At 29.2% G+C, this 18475-nt stretch carries 24 protein-coding genes; 14 read left to right on the top strand and 10 right to left on the bottom strand.

What is annotated here, in order from left to right:
- Positions 1-56 precede the first annotated feature (56 nt).
- The 6 genes from AEBR_RS13255 (at position 57) to AEBR_RS13230 (ending at position 4092) form a co-directional block, all read left to right on the top strand.
- Entirely contained in the window at positions 57-263 is a 207-nt protein-coding gene (locus tag AEBR_RS13255) for a hypothetical protein (RefSeq protein WP_129088419.1), read from the top strand.
- A gap of 109 nt (positions 264-372) precedes the next feature.
- A complete protein-coding gene (locus tag AEBR_RS13250) occupies positions 373-1254 on the top strand; it encodes an aspartate carbamoyltransferase catalytic subunit (protein WP_129088420.1) in 882 nt (293 codons plus the stop codon).
- Complete coding sequence (locus tag AEBR_RS13245) at positions 1255-2205, top strand: aminodeoxychorismate synthase component I (RefSeq protein ID WP_129088421.1); 951 nt, start codon at positions 1255-1257, stop codon at positions 2203-2205.
- Between the two features lie 64 nt (positions 2206-2269).
- Positions 2270-2830, top strand: a complete 561-nt coding sequence (locus AEBR_RS13240; RefSeq protein ID WP_129088422.1) for a cysteine hydrolase family protein — start codon at positions 2270-2272, stop codon at positions 2828-2830.
- 3 nt (positions 2831-2833) lie between these two features.
- Positions 2834-3514: a response regulator transcription factor gene (locus tag AEBR_RS13235; protein ID WP_129088423.1), complete on the top strand. Its 681-nt coding sequence runs from the start codon at positions 2834-2836 to the stop codon at positions 3512-3514.
- 5 nt (positions 3515-3519) lie between these two features.
- Positions 3520-4092: an aminotransferase class IV family protein gene (locus tag AEBR_RS13230; protein ID WP_129088424.1), complete on the top strand. Its 573-nt coding sequence runs from the start codon at positions 3520-3522 to the stop codon at positions 4090-4092.
- Here AEBR_RS13230 and AEBR_RS13225 read toward each other — a convergent pair.
- Positions 4074-4715, bottom strand: coding sequence for a transglutaminase-like cysteine peptidase (locus tag AEBR_RS13225; RefSeq protein WP_129088425.1), 642 nt, complete (start codon positions 4713-4715; stop codon positions 4074-4076). The genes AEBR_RS13230 and AEBR_RS13225 overlap by 19 nt on opposite strands.
- A gap of 41 nt (positions 4716-4756) precedes the next feature.
- Here AEBR_RS13225 and AEBR_RS13220 point away from each other — a divergent pair, with 41 nt between their 5' ends.
- From AEBR_RS13220 to AEBR_RS13210, 3 genes are read left to right on the top strand one after another with little or no spacing between them, the layout of a single operon-like run.
- Positions 4757-5194: a hypothetical protein gene (locus AEBR_RS13220; RefSeq protein WP_129088426.1), complete on the top strand. Its 438-nt coding sequence runs from the start codon at positions 4757-4759 to the stop codon at positions 5192-5194.
- A gap of 9 nt (positions 5195-5203) precedes the next feature.
- Positions 5204-5890, top strand: coding sequence for an AzlC family ABC transporter permease (locus tag AEBR_RS13215; RefSeq protein ID WP_129088427.1), 687 nt, complete (start codon positions 5204-5206; stop codon positions 5888-5890).
- The gene (locus AEBR_RS13210) at positions 5883-6203 is read left to right on the top strand and encodes a branched-chain amino acid transporter permease (RefSeq protein WP_129088428.1); all 321 of its coding nucleotides are present in this window, start codon (positions 5883-5885) and stop codon (positions 6201-6203) included. Before AEBR_RS13215 ends, AEBR_RS13210 begins: the two co-directional genes overlap by 8 nt.
- 12 nt (positions 6204-6215) lie before the next feature.
- Here the strand turns inward: AEBR_RS13210 and AEBR_RS13205 are convergent, their stop codons facing one another.
- From AEBR_RS13205 to AEBR_RS13170, 8 genes are all read right to left on the bottom strand, one after another.
- Positions 6216-6620, bottom strand: a complete 405-nt coding sequence (locus AEBR_RS13205) for a PAS domain-containing protein (protein WP_129088459.1) — start codon at positions 6618-6620, stop codon at positions 6216-6218.
- 10 nt (positions 6621-6630) lie between these two features.
- The gene (locus AEBR_RS13200) at positions 6631-8538 is read right to left on the bottom strand and encodes a methyl-accepting chemotaxis protein (protein WP_172658908.1); all 1908 of its coding nucleotides are present in this window, start codon (positions 8536-8538) and stop codon (positions 6631-6633) included.
- 300 nt (positions 8539-8838) lie between these two features.
- Positions 8839-9837 carry a beta-ketoacyl-ACP synthase III gene (locus AEBR_RS13195; RefSeq protein ID WP_129088174.1) on the bottom strand — a complete coding sequence of 333 codons (999 nt, stop codon included), beginning with the start codon at positions 9835-9837 and terminating at the stop codon, positions 8839-8841.
- A gap of 25 nt (positions 9838-9862) precedes the next feature.
- The gene (gene plsX / locus AEBR_RS13190; protein WP_128983563.1) at positions 9863-10855 is read right to left on the bottom strand and encodes a phosphate acyltransferase PlsX; all 993 of its coding nucleotides are present in this window, start codon (positions 10853-10855) and stop codon (positions 9863-9865) included.
- Positions 10855-11007: a 50S ribosomal protein L32 gene (rpmF, locus tag AEBR_RS13185; protein WP_128983565.1), complete on the bottom strand. Its 153-nt coding sequence runs from the start codon at positions 11005-11007 to the stop codon at positions 10855-10857. The genes plsX and rpmF overlap by 1 nt, the downstream gene beginning before the upstream one ends.
- A 13-nt stretch (positions 11008-11020) precedes the next feature.
- Positions 11021-11398, bottom strand: coding sequence for a DUF177 domain-containing protein (locus AEBR_RS13180; RefSeq protein ID WP_129088175.1), 378 nt, complete (start codon positions 11396-11398; stop codon positions 11021-11023).
- Between the two features lie 18 nt (positions 11399-11416).
- The gene (gene ndk, locus AEBR_RS13175) at positions 11417-11830 is read right to left on the bottom strand and encodes a nucleoside-diphosphate kinase (RefSeq protein WP_128983569.1); all 414 of its coding nucleotides are present in this window, start codon (positions 11828-11830) and stop codon (positions 11417-11419) included.
- A gap of 114 nt (positions 11831-11944) precedes the next feature.
- Positions 11945-12202, bottom strand: a complete 258-nt coding sequence (locus tag AEBR_RS13170; protein WP_128983571.1) for a 4Fe-4S dicluster domain-containing protein — start codon at positions 12200-12202, stop codon at positions 11945-11947.
- A 267-nt stretch (positions 12203-12469) separates the two neighbouring features.
- On the opposite strand from AEBR_RS13170, the gene AEBR_RS13165 reads away from it, so the two are divergent.
- The 5 genes from AEBR_RS13165 to AEBR_RS13145 all read left to right on the top strand — a co-directional run bounded on the left by AEBR_RS13165 (position 12470) and on the right by AEBR_RS13145 (position 17477).
- On the top strand, positions 12470-13066 hold the full coding sequence (locus tag AEBR_RS13165) for a peroxiredoxin (protein WP_128983573.1): 597 nt from the start codon (positions 12470-12472) through the stop codon (positions 13064-13066).
- A gap of 180 nt (positions 13067-13246) precedes the next feature.
- Positions 13247-14587: a transcription termination factor Rho gene (gene rho, locus AEBR_RS13160; protein ID WP_172658907.1), complete on the top strand. Its 1341-nt coding sequence runs from the start codon at positions 13247-13249 to the stop codon at positions 14585-14587.
- Positions 14588-15051: 464 nt separating this feature from the next.
- Positions 15052-16008, top strand: a complete 957-nt coding sequence (locus AEBR_RS13155) for a methionine ABC transporter ATP-binding protein (protein ID WP_129088177.1) — start codon at positions 15052-15054, stop codon at positions 16006-16008.
- Positions 16008-16646 carry a methionine ABC transporter permease gene (locus AEBR_RS13150; protein WP_128983579.1) on the top strand — a complete coding sequence of 213 codons (639 nt, stop codon included), beginning with the start codon at positions 16008-16010 and terminating at the stop codon, positions 16644-16646. The genes AEBR_RS13155 and AEBR_RS13150 overlap by 1 nt, the downstream gene beginning before the upstream one ends.
- Positions 16647-16655: 9 nt before the next feature.
- Positions 16656-17477 (top strand): MetQ/NlpA family ABC transporter substrate-binding protein, encoded by an 822-nt coding sequence (locus AEBR_RS13145; RefSeq protein WP_129088178.1) that lies wholly within the window; start codon positions 16656-16658, stop codon positions 17475-17477.
- 254 nt (positions 17478-17731) lie between these two features.
- On the opposite strand, the gene AEBR_RS13140 is transcribed toward AEBR_RS13145, so the two are convergent.
- The gene (locus tag AEBR_RS13140) at positions 17732-18391 is read right to left on the bottom strand and encodes a uracil-DNA glycosylase family protein (protein WP_129088179.1); all 660 of its coding nucleotides are present in this window, start codon (positions 18389-18391) and stop codon (positions 17732-17734) included.
- Positions 18392-18475 lie beyond the last annotated feature (84 nt).

The following is an 18475-nucleotide window of genomic DNA, read 5'->3' as shown; positions in this document are numbered from 1 at the left end:
ATTTATTCATATTTTTTTATCTTTTTGATGTAGAATTAAAAAATAAAGGATTTGATATGGATATCTCTATTATAAACTCAAATGATGTGAAAGGTTTGGATAAATATATAGGTGATAATATTTTAATAATAGATATTAAATACAAAGAGAATTTACACTTTATTCAAATGAGTTCTGAAACAGAGTGTTTTAGAGGTATTTCAAGTAGTAGGAAAGGTGCTATTGCAAATACTTTAAAGGCAATAAAAAAAGTTTATTCTTAAATATTTTTTCTTCTTTTTTTTCTTCAAAAATTCTATTTTTTTCTTCCCTTACGTAAATAGTTATTAAACTGCATTTAGCTAAAATCAAAATCAAAATTAAAGGAAGAAAATGCAGCATTTGATTACAACAAGTGACTTTACAAAAGAAGAGATTCTTAAAATTTTTGATGATGCTAAAATCTTTTTAGATATGGAAAGTAGCCAAGTTTTAAAGGGTAAAGTTATTGTTAACTTATTCTTTGAAAACTCTACAAGAACAAGAAGTGCTTTTGAAATGGCTGCAAAAAGACTTGGTGCTCAGGTAATTTCATTGGATGTTGGTACAAGTTCAACAAGCAAAGGTGAAACTATTTTTGATACAGTGATGAATATTAATGCAATGGGACCAGATGCTATTGTTATTAGACACTCAGATTGCAACTTCCACAGAACACTAGTTGATTATGTAAACTGCCCAATTATAAATGCAGGTGCAGGTAAAACTGCACACCCAACTCAAGCTTTATTAGATTTATTTACTATAAGAGAACATTTTAATGGCGAAGTTGAAGGGAAAAAAGTTGCAATTATTGGTGATGTAAAATCTTCAAGGGTAGCTGGTTCTAATAAAAAACTTCTTCCTAGATTTGGAATGGAAGTATGTTTTGTAGCTCCTGATTGCTTTAAATATGAAACAGATGAGTTTAAACAATATAATAAAATCTCTGATGTAATAGATGAGGTTGATGTTGTAATGAGTTTAAGAACTCAACTTGAAAGACACAACGAAGTATATTTTCAATCTTTAAATGAGTATGCAGTTGATTATTGTATTACAAAAGAGAATATGCAAGATAGAGATATTATTCTTCTTCATCCAGGTCCAGTTAATAGAAATGTTGATATCTCTGATGAGATGTTATTAGATCCAAGAAGTAAAGTATTAGAACAAGTTAGAAACGGAGTTGCAGTTAGAATGGCAGTTCTTAAAAAACTTGTATTAAAGCAGTAGTTGAATATAGAAAACCTAAAAGAAAAACTAAATTATTATGGCTCTTTAAAAGAGCCATTTTTGTTTATAATCTCCTATGACTTATCAAACTTTTATGTAAAACCTTTAAAAGATTTACCCCCTCAAATAGAGTTTGCAATAGATAGTCAAACAACAAAATCTAAAAGAGAAGAAGAGTTAAAAAAATATCCAATCCCATTTGCAGAGTATAAAAAGAGTTTTGACATTTTACAAGAGCAAATAAGAGAGGGTAACAGTTATCTTCTAAATCTAACAGCAAAAACAAAAATTGAAACTAAACTAACTTTGGATGAGATTTATAAAAATGCAAAAGCAAAATACAAACTAAAATATTTTGATGAGTTTGTCTGTTTTTCCCCTGAAATATTTATTGAAATTAAAGAGAATAAAATCTATACCTATCCCATGAAAGGAACTATAGATAGCAGTATAAAAAATGCCAAAAAGAAAATTTTGGAAAATGAAAAAGAGATGGCAGAACACACTATGGTTGTTGATTTGCTAAGAAATGATTTGGGAATTGTGGCAAAAAATATTAGGGTTGAAGAGTTTAGATATCTTGATAAAATAAATGCAGGAAAAAAAGAGCTTTTACAAGTAAGCTCTAAAATAAGTGGAAAATTAGAATCTACTTGGAGTGAAAGAGTAGGGGATATTTTAGTTTCACTTTTGCCTGCTGGTTCTGTTACAGGAACTCCAAAAAGAAAAACTGTAGAGATTCTAAAAGAAGTAGAGACTTACAACAGAGGTTTTTACACAGGAGTGTTTGGCGTTTTTGACGGGAAAAGTCTGAATAGTGCAGTTATGATAAGATTTATTGAAAAAGAGAATGAAGAGCTGTATTATAAAAGTGGTGGAGGAATAACTTGTGATTCCAATGCTAAACTAGAGTATGAAGAGCTTCTTGATAAAATTTATTTGCCATTTTAATTTATCCCTCTTTTTCCCTTCTATATTTATTTATAATTTTTTAAACAGATAAAAAGGATTATAAATGGAAAAAACAGCACTACTTATTATTGATTTTCAAAATGATTATTTTTCAAGTTTCAAAGGAGCTAAATTTCCTTTGGTTGGATGTGAAGAAGCATCATTAAATGCTGCAAAAATATTAGCAAAGTTTAGAGAAAAGAAGTACAACATTGTTCATATAAGACATGAAAAAGATAGTGAAAATGCGACATTTTTTAAAAAAGATACACAAGGTGCCCTGATTCACAAAAATGTAGCTGCAAGAGAGAAAGAGAAAATTATCACAAAAAATTTTCCAAACTCTTTTTTAAATACTGAGTTAAAAGAGTATTTAGATAAACTAGGTATAAAAAAGTTAATAATAGTTGGGGCAATGTCTCATATGTGTATAGATGCAACAGTAAGAGCAGCAAGTGATTTTGGATATGATTGCACAGTAGTAAGTGATAGTTGTGCAACAAAAAGTTTGCAGTATGATACAGTAGAGATTCCTTCATTGTTTGTTCATGCAACTATAATGGCAGCATTAGAGTTTGCTTATTCAAAAGTGATTAATACTGATAAACTTTTAGAGGAATTGTGATAAATGAAATTAAATAATCTGCTAATACTTTATGTTTATGATAAACAAGGAAGTTGTAGTGAAGTTTTACCAATTTTGAATAATAATTTAAAAAAAGTTTTTACTGCAAATAGTATATCTTTAGCAAAAAAGTTTTATAAAAAATACTCTCCTTGCATAATTTTAGTAGATGATAGTTTTGTAAATAGCGAAGTTGTCTCTTTTTTAAAAGAGATTAGAGCAATTGATATAAAAACGGCAATTATTTTATTAACCAATAATAAAGAAAATAGATACGTTTTAGAGTTAATGGAGCTTTATATTACAAAATATATTTTGAAACCATTAAAAAATGAAGAGCTACTTTTTGCTTTAGAAAAGTGTTTAGAGGTAATAGAAACAAGAATTTATAGTAATGTTAAATTAGGTAAATCAATAATTTTTAATTTTCAAACACAAACCATTACTAAGGATTCTCAATTATTTGTTTTAAACAAAAAAGAGAGTATTCTTATTAATCTTTTTATTCAAAATCCAAATAGAGTTATAACTTATGAGGAGTTGGAATATCATATTTGGGATAATGAAAGCACCCAAGCTGCTTTAAAATCTTTGATTAGAGATTTTAGAAAAAAAACATATAAAACAATACTAAAAAACTATTCAGGGATTGGTTATAAACTTAACTTAGAAACGGAAAATTAGAGAAAGTGAAAGATAATATTTTTTTTGAAACAATAAAGTGTGAAGATTTTGAAGTTTTTAATCTTTTTTACCATGAACAAAGAGTAGCAAAAACTATTGGAATGAATTTAAATTTGCAAGATTATATATATCCCCCTTCAAGTAAACTTTATAGATGCAAAGTTATATATGATGAAAGTGGTATTTTAGATGTAAACTATTTTGTTTATAAAAAAAGAGAGATAAGAAGTTTTAAGATAATAATTGATGAGACAATAGAGTATTCAAAAAAAAGAGTAAACAGAGAAGAGCTAGAAAAACTTTTTGGAAAAAAAGAACTTGCTGATGAGATTATAATTGTAAAAAATGGTATTGTAACAGATACTTCAATAGCTAATATTGCAATTTTTGATGGAAGTAATTGGCTTACTTCAAAAAATTGTCTACTTCAAGGAACAACTAGAGCTAGATGCCTTCAAGAAGGATTTTTGATAGAAAAAGATATAACTTTACAAATGTTAAAAGATGCTAAAAAAATTGCACTTATGAATGCTATGATAGATTTTGATGTTTTAGAAGATTATTCATTTTTATTGTAGACTCTATCCAATAAAAGTTCCCATTTATTGACTTTTCCCCAATCGATTTTTACTCTTTTTTCTATTTTTTTATTTTTTAATTTATAGGCTATATTCTCATTAAAAATAACCTTTGGTTCCAATCTTTTCCTTTTATCAAAAGGGAGTATTTTAAAACTTAGATTATCCATAACAAGAGGCATTGAAGTTTTGTTTTCTATATATAAAAGTACCATATGATAATTTGTTTCACCACGCACTTTAACTATTGAAAAAAAGAGTTTGTCTTTTGGCACACCAACTTCTAAAAGAGTAAAATATTTTGCTATTGCATAATCTTCACAATCTCCATTTCCTTGTATTAAAAACTCTTTTGGAGTTGCCCAGTGGTCATCAACTTTATATTTTTGTGAATCTAAAACAGGAAGTATTCTATTATAAAAAGTGTTAACATAATTTAGTTTTTTTATTAGTTCAAAATCTTTTACTTTTTTCTTTAGTTTTATGTATTCTAAAAGTCTTAAGTAAATAGCTTTTTTATAGTAGCTTTCATTTATATTTTTTACATCATTGGGTGTTAAAATAATGCTTTTTGCACCAAGTAATGAAGATACTAAGAGAATAAGAAGAATTAACTGTTTCATAAGGTATAATACAAAAATCAAAATGAAGCTAGGATTAAATAATGATAAGTAAAATAATTGAAAATAGCGACTATAAAGAGCTAGTTTCTAAGCAAGTGAAAGAGACAATTGAATTTTTGTTAGCAGAAAATCAAGAGTTTGCAATAACTGCCAATATTGACCCTATTAGATTTGAGCCATCTTTGCCTAATACAATTTTTAATCAACTCTCAAAATTTTCGCTTTTTGTTTTAAGTAATTATACATACTCAACAGTTAAGTTAGATGAAGAGTTTATCTATTTTGAAGCTGGATTTGGAAGTGAGAATTTTGGCTCAAATGTAAAAATTCCATTGCACTCTATTTTTCAGATTATTGTGGATGAATCAATCCTTTTTATTAACTCTGTTGCAACAGTTGACAAGTTTAATAAAGATCCAAAATCAAAATCATTTAATGCTTTTAAAAATAACCCAAATAATAAAAATTTATTAAAATAAGAGTTTTTTTTGAAGTATAGTAGAGAGTTAAAAACAGCATTTAAAATATCAATTCCTGTAATGATGGGATATACAGTTTTGGGTTTTGCCTTTGGATTACTTCTTGTATCTTTTGGTTATGATTGGTACTTCGCACCACTTATGTCTTTGTTTATATATGCGGGAGCCTTACAGTTTGTTGCAATAAATTTTTTTAATGTAAAAGCAGGATTAATAGATATTGCAATTGCCTCATGGTTTGTAAATTTAAGACAATCTTTTTATGGGCTGTCTTTACTTAAAAGATTTAAAAAAACAGGTAAATTAAAACCCTATTTGATTTTTGCTTTAACAGATGAAACTTATGCTCTTCTTACAACCATAAAAGATGATGTACAATTAAAAAAGAGATGGTATTACTTTTTTTTATGTGCTTTAAATCAAAGTTATTGGTTTGTTGGTTCAACTTTTGGTGCAATTCTTGGTGCAAATATAAAGTTTGATACAGCAGGATTGGAGTTCTCTCTAACTGCACTATTTGTTGTTTTATGTATTGAGCAGTATAAAAACCTAAAAAATAGAGGTCCTTTTATAATTGGTGCCGTAACTTCAATTTTTGCCTTTTTATTAGTACCTACTGATAAGATGTTAATTACAGCTATAGTTTTATCTTTGATATTACTTTTTATTTTTAAAAGAAAGGTTGAAAATGAGTAATACAGAGATTATGATTGCAATTGCAGTAATGTCTTTGGTAAATTTATTTACAAGAATTTTTCCTTTTTTGTTTTTCAAAAAGGCTGAACTTCCCTCTTCTTTGGAATTTGTAGGAAAATATTTTCCTTCTATAATATTAACAATTCTGATTTTCTATACTTTAAAAGAGATTGATTTTTCCCTTTATCCTTATGGAATAAAAGAGCTAGGAGCAATTTTATTTACTATAGTTTTGCATTTGGGACTAAAAAACTATCTTATCTCTATATTTTTTGGAACAATTTTTTATATGGGATTAGTTCAGTATTTATAAGAAAGAGAGGTCTTATTTTCCCTCTTCTTTATTCCATAGTTTGTAAACTTCCTGAATAGAAGTAATTTCTTCTTTAGAAGGTTTTCTTCTACAAGAAAGATAACCTTTAGAACCATCACAACTTTCAAACGGATATATTGTGGCAAAAACCCAATAATATCCTCCTGATTTAGTAGCATTTTTTACATATCCTGTCCAAACCTCTCCTTTTTGTATTGTATCCCACAAAGATTTAAATGCCTTCTTTGGCATATCTTTATGTCTTACTTTACTATGTGGTTGTCCTATCAATTCATCCAAGCTAAACTCTGCTATTTTACAAAAATCATCATTTGCAAATCTTATTATACCTTTTTCATCTGTCTCACTAACTAAGAATGCGTACTCATCTAAAACTGTCTCTTGTCCTACTGCCATACTTTACTCCTTAGTTAAATTTCTTACTTTTAGCATCATTTACTAACTCTTGAGCTATTGTTGCAACTTCATTTGCAATTTTTTTCACTTGATTCGCTTCATTTGCATTCTCTTGTGTTACTCTATCTAACATTGTTACGGCATGATTTATTTGTTCTATACCACTCATCTGTTCTTTTGATGCCGTACTTACATCTTCTATTATATGTATTGTTTCACTTATATGGGTATTTAACTCTTTATATCCATCTTTCATTTTATCAGAGATTATTTTACCATCATTAGCTTTTTGATTTGCATCTTCTACCAAGGCTTTTATCTCTTTTGCTGCTTGGGCACTTCTACTTGCAAGGTTTCTTACTTCTTGAGCTACAACGGCAAATCCTTTACCTGCTTCACCTGCCGTTGCTGCTTCTACTGCTGCATTTAAAGAAAGGATATTAGTTTGGAAAGCTATTTGATCAATAACATTAATAGCTTCATTAATAGCTGTTACTTTCTCATTTATCTCATCCATTGAGAGGGCTGTTTTAGAAGCCAAATCTTCACCTATTGTAACAGAGCTTCTTACTGTTTTACCTAGGTTTGCCATTTTTGATGCGTTTTCTGCGTTACTTCTTGTTATTGAGGTTATCTCTTCTACTGCTGCTGCTGTCTCTTCTAGGCTTGCTGCTTGATCATTCGCTTTTTTTGCCAAGTTTTCCATTGAGCTTGTCATTATATTTGAGTTCTCTTCTAACACTTGTCCATTCTCTAGGTTTGTTTTTGCGTTCTCACTTAATGAGCTTCCTAATTTGTTAATTGATTCCATAACTGACAACATTGTAGCTTTTAGATCTTTATTAATTTTTACTCTTCTGGTGTAGTCGTGATTTTCATAGGCTTCTAGGCTATTTTTAATATTTTGCATTGTATTATCTAAAACATCTAACATCTTGTTTAAAGATTTTTTTAGTGTCATAATCATAGGATTTTTTGAATCCGAGTGTATTCTACAATTATAGATCCCTTTTTCAATTCTATCAGCTGTAAGTACAACTTCCCCCATAACTCTCATATCATCTTTTAATTTTTTATCAAATTCTATAGCTGTCTCATTTATCATTAAAAGAAGTTCATTTATCTCATCTTTATTTGTAACTGTTGCAGGAGTATATCTATTATTTTCCATACTTACAAATTTTAAAAATTGAGAGAAATACTCTTTAAATATATCTAGGGGTTTTTTCATTAATTGATTAAAAGCAAGTATCATTAGAAAATATGAAAGAACAATAATAGATAGAGTTAATAGGGTTATTTTAATAACTAAACTTTCTATTTTTTCTGAACTTCTTTTTTCCATATCTATTATATTTTTTTCTATATCATCCACATAAGCACCTGTTCCAATAACCCAACCCCAAGGTTCAAATAGAAATACATATGAAAATTTGTTTGTTGCTACTTTTTCTCCCGGTTTTGGAACTTTATATGAGACTATTCCCTCTTTTTTTTCTAATACTAATTTATTCATCTCTTTAAAGATATATAAACCATTTGCATCTTTTAAGTCTGATATATCCTTATTAGTTAAATCTTCCCTTGTTGGGTGCATAACCATTTTAAGATTTAGATCATGTATCCAAAAATATCCTGTATCACCAAATTTAATATTTTTTATCTGTTCAATTGCTTTAATCTTTTTGTCTTCACTATCTTGTTCATTTTTCTTTTCTAAAATACTTTTTATAATATCAGTGTAGTTTTTTAACTCTTTTGCTTTTTGAGATAATGCTTCTTTTTCAATTTGTGTTGTTTGAATTTTTGTTAAGGCATTGGTTTCATAAATTGAAAGAATAAGAATAATTATTGACATTGCAATTATAATTCCAACAATTAGCATAATAGTTTTAAATTTTATAGTGATTGATTTCATGTTTTTCCCTACAGATTAATGTAATATTTTAATTAAAAAATCTTAAATTTAGATTGTATAAAATCCCTAATTTATGCCTATATAAGAATATAAATTCATAATAATATTATTTTTTTAAATCCTTAAAAAGGTAGTTTAAATAAAGACCATAAAAAAGATGTTTTGCAAAGATATGTTTTTTGAGTTTTTAGTTATTTATTATTTTTAGATACTTGTAATTTTAAATTAATAATTAAAAGAATAGTATAAAGAGTTTAGATTATTTCTTAAAAGTATAAAAAGCTATTGCTTTTTTATACTCTATTTTTTAGGTGAAAATGGGAATAGTGCACTTCCCCAAGTAAGTCCTGCACCAAAAGCATCAAAAAGAATATTATCTCCTGCTTTTATTCTACCCTCTTCATAAGCATAATTCATTGCCATAGGTATTGATGCAGCTGAAGTATTACCATATTTATCAACTGTTACAACCGTTTGCTTATCATTTAATTTTAATGCATCACCAACAGCTTTGATAATTCTATAGTTTGCCTGATGTGGTATAAAGTGAGTTATATCTTCATTTGATAGATTATTCTTTGCAAGAAGCTCTTTAACATCTGATGTCAATGTTTTAACAGCAAGTTTGAAAGTTTCATTTCCTTTCATCCTAATACACGCCATTTTATTATCCAGAACCTCTTGTGAACAAGGATTTTTACTTCCTCCCCCTGGAGTTTGTATCAAATCATCGTAATTTCCATCACTATTACAAGATACATCAATTATAGCTTCCTCTTTTTTATCAGTAGCAGAGATAATTGCAGCACCTGCACCATCTCCAAAAATAAAACAAGTTGATCTATCTGTGTAGTCTAAAATAGAGCTATATTTCTCTGCTCCAATTATCAATACACACTTTTTCATACCTGATTCAATAAAAGCTTTTGCAAGTGATGTTGCATATACAAAACCTGTACATGCAGCACTTATATCAAAAGCTTGAACAGGTGGAAGTTCAAGTTTTGAAGCTATTAAGCAAGCTGTTGAAGGCATACATAAGTAGTCTGGTGTTACTGTTGCACAGATAACTAAATCAATCTCTTCTTTTGAAATTCCAGCTCTTTGTATTGCTTGTTCGGCTGCTCTTGCTCCTAAATCTGATGAAGCTTCATTATCCTCTGCCAGTCTTCTCTCTTTGATACCTGTTCTTTTTGTAATCCATTCGTCTGAGGTATCAATGATTTTTTCAAAATCAAAATTAGTCATGATTTTAGGAGGGATATAAGCTCCAATTGATCTAAATGCTGCATATGCCATTAATTTTCCTTAAAAAACAAAAGTCTTATAAACTGTAGTGTTTTAGTTTCTCTTCAATATCATTGTTCAAGTTAGAACTTGCACTATTTATTGCTTGAAAAATTGCGTTTTGAATCGCTTTAGGATTAGATTTTCCATGGGCAATAATAACTGGTGATTTTACTCCTAGAAGTGGAGCTCCACCATATTCTGCGTAGTCAACTTTAACTTTTAAGTTTTTAAAAACTTTTCTCATTAAAACTGCACCAGCAATTGATATTAGAGATCTTTTTAGATTTTTTTTGATTATTTTACCTATTGTATCTGCTACACCTTCTGCAGTTTTAAGTAAAATATTTCCAATAAATCCATCACAAATAACAACATCAACTGTTCCTTTAAATACATCACTTCCCTCAACATTTCCAGCGAAGTTTGGTATTTTTGAAATTAGTTTAAATGCCTCTTTTGTAACTTCATTACCTTTACTTTCCTCTTCACCATTACTAAGTAATCCAACTAAAGGTTCATCAAGTTGTAATACATCTTGTGCATAAACTTGTCCCATAACTGCAAACTCAAAAAGGTTTTTTGCCTCGCAATCAACATTCGCTCCAACATCCATAACCAAAGTATTTTGGTTTTCACTTGTTGGCATAAGTGTTGCAATTGCTGGTCTACTAACACCTTTTATTCTTCCAATTCTAAGTGTTGCTAAAGACATTGAAGCTCCAGAATGTCCTGCAGATACAATAGCATCAGCCTGTCCCTCTTTTACAAGTTCAATAGCTTTAAATATTGTTGATTCTTTTCTTTTTAGCGCATCAGTAGCAGAATCTGACATCTTAATTACATCTGTTGTATGTAAGATTTCAATTCTATTAGCAAGACTGTTTGGGATTAAAGGTTTAAGTTGATTTTCATCACCAACTGCAATAGCAGTGAAAGTATTATTGTTTCTTAGGGCTAGAATTAACCCCTCCATAATAGGTTCGGGACCGAAGTCCCCACCCATTGCGTCAATAGCTATTTTTAGCATTAGTTTTTATATTCACCAGTATTTGGATTAACCATATGAGGCATTTTCCAACTACCGTCACTATCTTTTACAGGTCTTTTTAAAGTAACTTTATAGTGAGTTCTTCTTTTAGCCGATCTAGTATGTGATACTCTTCTCTTAGGTACTGCCATTTTCTCTCCTTATTTAATATTCTTTTTCAACAAAGTCACCATCTTCACATTTTTGACAAATGTAATAGTCACTTTGTATAGATGAAATTTCACTCTCTAAAATTTCATCGAAGTCAATTAGACTCTCTTCAACTTCTATAACTAACTCATCACTATCAGAATTAGATTTATAAATGCCATCACTTAGTAGGAAGTTTAACTCATCATTTAATGATATAGTATGCTCTTCCCCGCATCTTGAGCAAACTATAGGAATCTCTCCTACAAGCTTTGCCTCAATTTTGACTAAAGATGGCGACATTTTACAAAAAGTACCTTCAATTTTAACTGAACTAAATTCATTAATAAACTCTTTAGGAGTTGTTGGTACTTTTTTAAACTCAATCTTCATTATTGAAAATCAAAATTCTTAACAAATTTCTCTATCAGAGAAGAAGAATTTAATTTCAACAGCCGCGTTTTCTAAAGAGTCAGAACCGTGAACTGCATTTGCATCAATAGAATCTGCAAAATCTGCTCTGATTGTTCCAGCAGCAGCTTCTTTTGGATTAGTTGCACCCATTAGCTCTCTATTTTTTGCCATTGCATTTTCACCTTCTAAAACTGAAACTACAACTGGTCCTGAGATCATAAACTCTACTAACTCACCAAAGAAAGGTCTTTGTGCGTGTACTGCATAAAAAGCCTCTGCATCAGCTCTTGATAGTTGAATTTTTTTAGTTGCTGCAATTCTTAATCCAGCTGATTCAAATCTGTCTAAAATTTTACCAACTACATTCTTTGCTACTGCATCTGGTTTGATTATTGATAATGTTTGTTCCATAGGTAAATTCCTCTTTTAATTTTTAAGCCGCGGATTATATCTAAAAAAATAAAAAAAGGCAAGTAGTTTGAAAAATACTACTTGCCTTCTTAAAATTTTAATTATATTTATAGATTAGTCTTCTACTACTGGTTGTCCGTCAACCGCACCATCAGTTGATGGGTTACTCCATACAATACACCCTTCAGTTGGACATGCATCAGCACATGCAGGAGAATCATTATCCCCAACGCACTCTGTACAAGTCTCAGGATTTACATAATAAATATCTTCACCAGTTGGGTTTTCATCATTATCAACGATTGATTCAGTAGGACACTCATCTAAACATGCGTCACAGTTAATACAAATATCAGTAATTCTTACTGCCATTTTTTGACTCCTTGTAAATTTTAGTAAACTTTATCACATAAAAAATTAAATTTTACTTTAAATTGTCCATACATAAGTTAAGTTAATATTAACTATTAACTATAATTAACACTTATTAAAAATTGACACTATTCTAGTAATGGATAATTTTTTTCCAAAAATAAAACATATCTTAAGTTTTGAAACTGGAATAATAAACTCTATTTTTTTTAAATTTATTATATTATAATTATTCCCACAAAACAAATTATAATAAAAGGAAATTACATGTTAGTAACAAAAAAAGCTCCAGATTTTACAGCAACAGCTGTATTAGCAGATGGTTCAATCGTTGAAGATTTTAATTTATATGATAATATTGGTGAAAAAGGTGCTGTACTATTTTTCTACCCACTAGATTTCACATTTGTTTGTCCATCTGAGATTATTGCATTCTCAAAAAGAATTGAAGAATTCTCTTCAAGAGGTATTCAAGTAATTGGTTGTTCAGTTGACTCTCAATTCTCTCACTTTGCTTGGAGAGAAACACCAGTTGAAAATGGTGGTATTGGAAGAGTTAAATTCCCATTAGTTGCAGACCTTTCAAAACAAATTTCAAAAGATTATGATGTATTATTTGGAGAATCAGTTGCTTTAAGAGGATCTTTTTTAATAGACAAAGATGGAACAATTAGACATGCAGTTATCAATGACTTACCATTAGGAAGAAATATTGATGAAATGATTAGAATGGTTGATACTATGATTTTTACTAATGAACATGGTGAAGTTTGTCCTGCTGGTTGGACTAAAGGTGACGAAGGTATGAAAGCTTCTACTGCTGGTGTTGCTGAATACTTAGGAAAACACGAAGCTGATTTATAATAATCTCTCTATAAATTAAACACAAGGTGTCTATTTTTAGACACCTTTTTTTATTTGTTTACTCTTTTTATTGACAAATTTAAAAATAAAGACTAAAATTACGCTACTTAAAAAACACTGAACGTTAACTACATAAAAAACTACATAACTTATATGTAATCTAAAAGGCAAAAAAATCTGATGGAAGAGTCAAAAACTCAAACTAAAACAAAAACTACGAAAGCTGTAAATGGTAGCAAGAAAAGTAGAACTCATGTGCCCGTAGAGGGATATAAGATTGAACAATTAAGAGAACTTCCCCTTGAAGAACTTTTAAAAATAGCAAAAGATTTAGATGTTGAAAACCCACAAGAACTAAAAAGACAAGACCTTATCTTTAATATCTTAAGTTCACAAATAGATCAAGGCGGTTTTATTCTTTTTACAGGTATTTTAGAGATAAAAGATGGTGGATTTGGATTTTTAAGAGCAATAGATGGAAACTTTTCTGATACTTCAAATGACTCTTATGTATCTGCAACACAAATTAGAAAATTTGCATTAAGAACTGGAGATATTGTAACTGGTCAAGTTAGACCTCCAAATAAAGAGAGTGAAAAATATAATGCACTTCTTAAGATTGAAGCGATAAACTATCTTCCTATAAATGAATCAAAAAACAGACCACTTTTTGATAACCTAACTCCACTATATTCAACAGAGAGATTCACTTTTGAATATGAACAAACAAGAATGACAGGTAGAATGCTTGATCTTTTTGCTCCAATGGGTAAAGGACAAAGGGGACTTATAGTTGCACCTCCAAAAACTGGTAAAACAGAACTTTTAAAAGAGTTAGCTCACGGTATTACGAGGAATCATCCAGATACTCACCTTATGGTTTTACTTATTGATGAGAGACCAGAAGAGGTTACAGATATGCAAAGATCTGTTAAAGGGGAAGTTTACTCATCAACATTTGACCTTCCAGCACACAACCATGTAAGAGTTGCAGAGATTGTAATAGAAAAAGCAAAAAGACTTGTAGAGATGAAAAAAGATGTAGTTATATTACTTGACTCTATTACAAGATTGGCAAGAGCATACAATACTGTAACTCCTAGTTCAGGAAAAGTACTAAGTGGTGGAGTTGATGCAAATGCATTACATAAACCAAAAAGATTTTTTGGAGCTGCTAGAAATATAGAAGAGGGTGGTTCTTTAACTATTATTTCAACTGCACTTATTGAAACTGGTTCAAAAATGGATGAAGTTATTTTTGAAGAGTTTAAAGGTACTGGTAACTCTGAGGTTGTACTAAGTAGAAATGCGGCAAATAGAAGAGTATATCCAGCCCTTGACATAATTAAATCAGGTACAAGAAAAGAAGAACTTTTATTAACACCAGATATTTTACAAAAAACTTGGATTTTAAGAAATGCAATTTCTCAAATGGATGAAGTTGAAGCTCTTAAATTCTTATACTCAAAAATGCAAAAAACTAAAAATAATGAGGAGTTTTTTGCTTCTATGAACGAGTAAAAAGCTTGATTTATCAAGCTCTTTTGCTCTTTCTCTTCGTTGAATAAAATTTTTTATTCAGTCACATACTATATGTATGCTCCTTCACAAAAAATTCTCTTCGCCTTGATTTATAACAAAATATCTTAATTCTCAAGCTTTTTAGGCTTTTACCTTTTAAATAGTTGTAAAATATTTTTACAAATCAATCCCTAACAAAAGCACTTACAATTCCACTTAAGATTGTAAATACAACAAGACCACACGCTACAAATATAGCAATCTCTGTAAGAAACATCTTTAGTCCTTTCTTCAAAATTTGTTTAGCTAAAGGAAGTATAAATCATTTTTGATTAGTTTATTTTGAAGTAATTTGAAGATTTTATAAAGATTGATTCTAAGCTATAATTTATAGATTTATATTGATACTTAACATTATCTTTATAAAAAATTTACTACCATAGCGTCCTTAATAAGGATGTTTTATGATAAGTATCAAAAAACTTAATAAATATTATGGAGAGTCAAAAGTTTTAAATGATATCTCTATTGATATAAAAGCTGGGGAAATTTTTGCTATTGTTGGTCATAGTGGAGCAGGTAAATCTACACTTCTTAGGTGCTTAAATGGGCTTGAAGAGTATAGTACAGGTTCTTTAGAAGTTGATTCAAAAGAGATAAAAGAGCTATCAAAAGAGCAGCTAAGAAGTTTTAGAAAAAATATAGGAATGATATTTCAACACTTTTCACTTATTCAAAGAAAGAGTGTGTATGAAAATATTGCACTTCCAATGCAACTTTGGGGTTATGAAAAAAGTGCAATTGAGAGAAAAGTTAGAGAGCTTTTATCTTTAGTTGGATTAGAAGATAAAGAGAAAGCCTATCCAAATCAGTTAAGTGGAGGGCAGAAGCAAAGAGTTGCAATAGCTAGAGCTTTGACTTTAGAACCAAAAATTCTTTTATCTGATGAAGCTACTTCTGCACTTGATCCAAATACAACTATTTCAATTTTAAATCTTTTAAAAAAGATTAATGAGAAGTTAAATATTACAATTGTTTTAGTTACCCATGAGATGGAAGTTGTAAAACAGATTGCAAAAAGAGCTCTTTTATTAGAACATGGAAATGTAATTGGTATTGATGATACTGAGGAACTTTTTTTGAAACCTGATGAAAAAATGAAAGAGTTTTTAGGTGAAGTTGAAGTTGTACCAAAAGAGGGAGTTAATATAAAATTGTATTTTCCTAAAGATAATGTATATCAAGCTTTTATAACCACAATGGCAAGGGAACTTGATATGGACTTTAATATTGTATGGGGAAAACTTGAAGAGATTAACACTCACATTGTTGGAAATATGGTAATAAACATTGATAAAAAGGATAAAGAAAAAGTTACAGAGTATATAAAACAGCATGATATTGTTTGGGAGGTTTTGTAATGGTTGATATTTTATTACCTGCCTTAGTAGAGACAATTTATATGTCATTTGTTTCAACTTTTTTTGCAGTTGTTATTGGATTTATTTTTGCAATAGTTTTAATTCTTACCTCAAAGGGTGGATTAAAAGAGAATTTGAAAATTTACTCAGTGTTAGATGTGATTATAAATACTTTTAGATCGTTCCCTTTTATCATTTTGATGATTGTTCTTTTCCCTTTAACTAAATTTTTAATAGGAAAAAGTATAGGAACAACTGCTGCAATTATACCTCTTACAATTGGTGCGGCACCATTTATCGCTAGACTTATTGAGAGTGCATTAAAAGAGGTGGAAGAGGGAGTAATTGAGGCTGCAAAATCTTTTGGAGCAAGTGATTGGCAGATTATTTTTAAAGTTATGTTAGTTGAAGCACTTCCTAGCATAATCTCTGCTATTACACTAACATTGATTACAGTTATTGGTTTTTCAGCTATGGCTGGAGCCGTTGGTGGTGGAGGTTTAGGAGATGTAGCTATAAAATATGGGTACTACAGATTCCAAACTGACACAATGATTTATACAGTTATTATATTAATAGTTCTTGTCCAGGTGGTTCAAACTTTAGGAGACTATTTATATAAAATTACTAAAAAATAAAGGATATATATGTTTAAAAATCTATTAAAAATCACAGCTGTGGGAGCATTAGCTTTAACTCTTACTGCTTGTTCAAATGAGAAAAAAGAAGAGAATAAAGTGGCTTCAGTTCCAACAAAAACTGTTATAAAAGTTGGAGCAACACCAGTTCCCCATGCGGAAATTTTAGAAGTAATTAAACCTCTTTTAAAAGAGAAAGGGTATGAGTTACAAATAGTTGAGTTTACTGATTATGTTACACCAAATATTGCAGTTGATGAAGGTGAGCTTGATGCAAACTTTTTCCAACATGAACCTTATTTAAATGAATTTAATGCAAATAAAAATACAAGTTTAGTAAAAACAGTTAATGTTCATTTAGAGCCAATGGGAATATATTCTAGAAAAATTACTGCAATTAATGAATTAGCTGATAATGCAGTAATTGCTGTTCCAAATGATCCAACAAATGAGAGTAGAGCTTTAGATATATTAGCTAAACAAGGTCTTTTAACTTTCAAAAATGTTCCTTTTAAAACAGCACTTGATATTGTTGAAAATCCAAAAAATATTACAATCAAAGAGTTAGATGCTCCTCAATTACCAAGAGTTTTAGAAGAGGTTGATGCAGCTGTTATTAATACAAATTATGCACTTCCTGCTGGATTAAATCCTTTAAATGATGCAATAGTACTTGAATCAAAAGATTCTCCTTATGCAAATATTGTTGTAGTAAAAAAAGGGAATGAAGATAAAGATTATATTAAAGCATTAGATGAAGCAATTACTTCAGAAACTGTTAAAAATTTTATTCAAGAAAAGTATAAAGGCGCTATTATAGAGGCTTTTTAATAGCAATAAAAAAAGTCCAGTCAAAAGTGTACGTACGACTGGACTTTAAAGTGGAGTAAAAATGAATTTAATTTAGTCTTGTTTTACAAAAAATGTAATTCCCCAAGAAACTAAAGTAAAAAGAGCCAATCCTGCAACCACGAATAACATTATTTCAGTAACATACATTGTTCTTCTCCTGCATATCTATAAATGAATAATCATTCATAATTTTAATAGAAAAATATTAAAAATATTCTTAAGTCTGATTTCAGTTATAAATTATTGAAGATATTTTTGTATTGATTTACTCTAAAATCAAAGGTTGAGTAGTTTGAATTAATTTTTCTTTTCTCTTTAAACTCTTGTGTTGAGCCAATATATCTATTTGCTGCATTTGAGGGAGAGGTTAGACTAATAGTAGTAATATTTCTATCTAATATAAACATATGTTTTTTAGGTGTTTCTTCTGATATTTTAAGATAAGTGATATTATTTTGTTTAAGTACTTGTCTAAAGAGATATTCAGGTGAATTTTTAGATAAACTTCCTGTAAATATAATTGTTTTTATCTCTTTATATCTGTTTAGAAAACCCAAAATATCTCTAAGCTCTATATCTTTCATTCCTAAATCACTGGCATCAATTTTTTCTCTATAACATGATTCAACAATATCACATATTCCTATTTTTTTCTTTATTAAAAACTCTTTTCTTTGTTCAATCGCTTCTTGTGAATTATCATAAAGAAGATTTAAAGAGTAGATTTCATCAAGAGCTTTCCACAAAAGATTATCTTTTGAACCATAACAAAACAGCACATCTTCCTCTTTATACTCTTTTGTACAAAATCTTGGAGGAGGGAGGGTTCCTACAATAATTGCTTTAGTATCATTATATAAAAATGGCTTATATGGATGGTAGTGGAAAAACAAAAGAATCCTTTTTTAAAAGAGCTTATTTTAACATATTAGTTATAACTTTTTTGATATAATTTTTCAAGTTTATATAAAGGTCTT

The sequence above is a fragment of the Halarcobacter ebronensis genome, assembly GCF_013201825.1.
In the GTDB taxonomy this organism is placed as follows: domain Bacteria; phylum Campylobacterota; class Campylobacteria; order Campylobacterales; family Arcobacteraceae; genus Halarcobacter; species Halarcobacter ebronensis.
The sequence above is the reverse complement of the archived record's forward strand: the minus strand, read 5'-3'. Positions and strand labels throughout refer to the sequence as shown.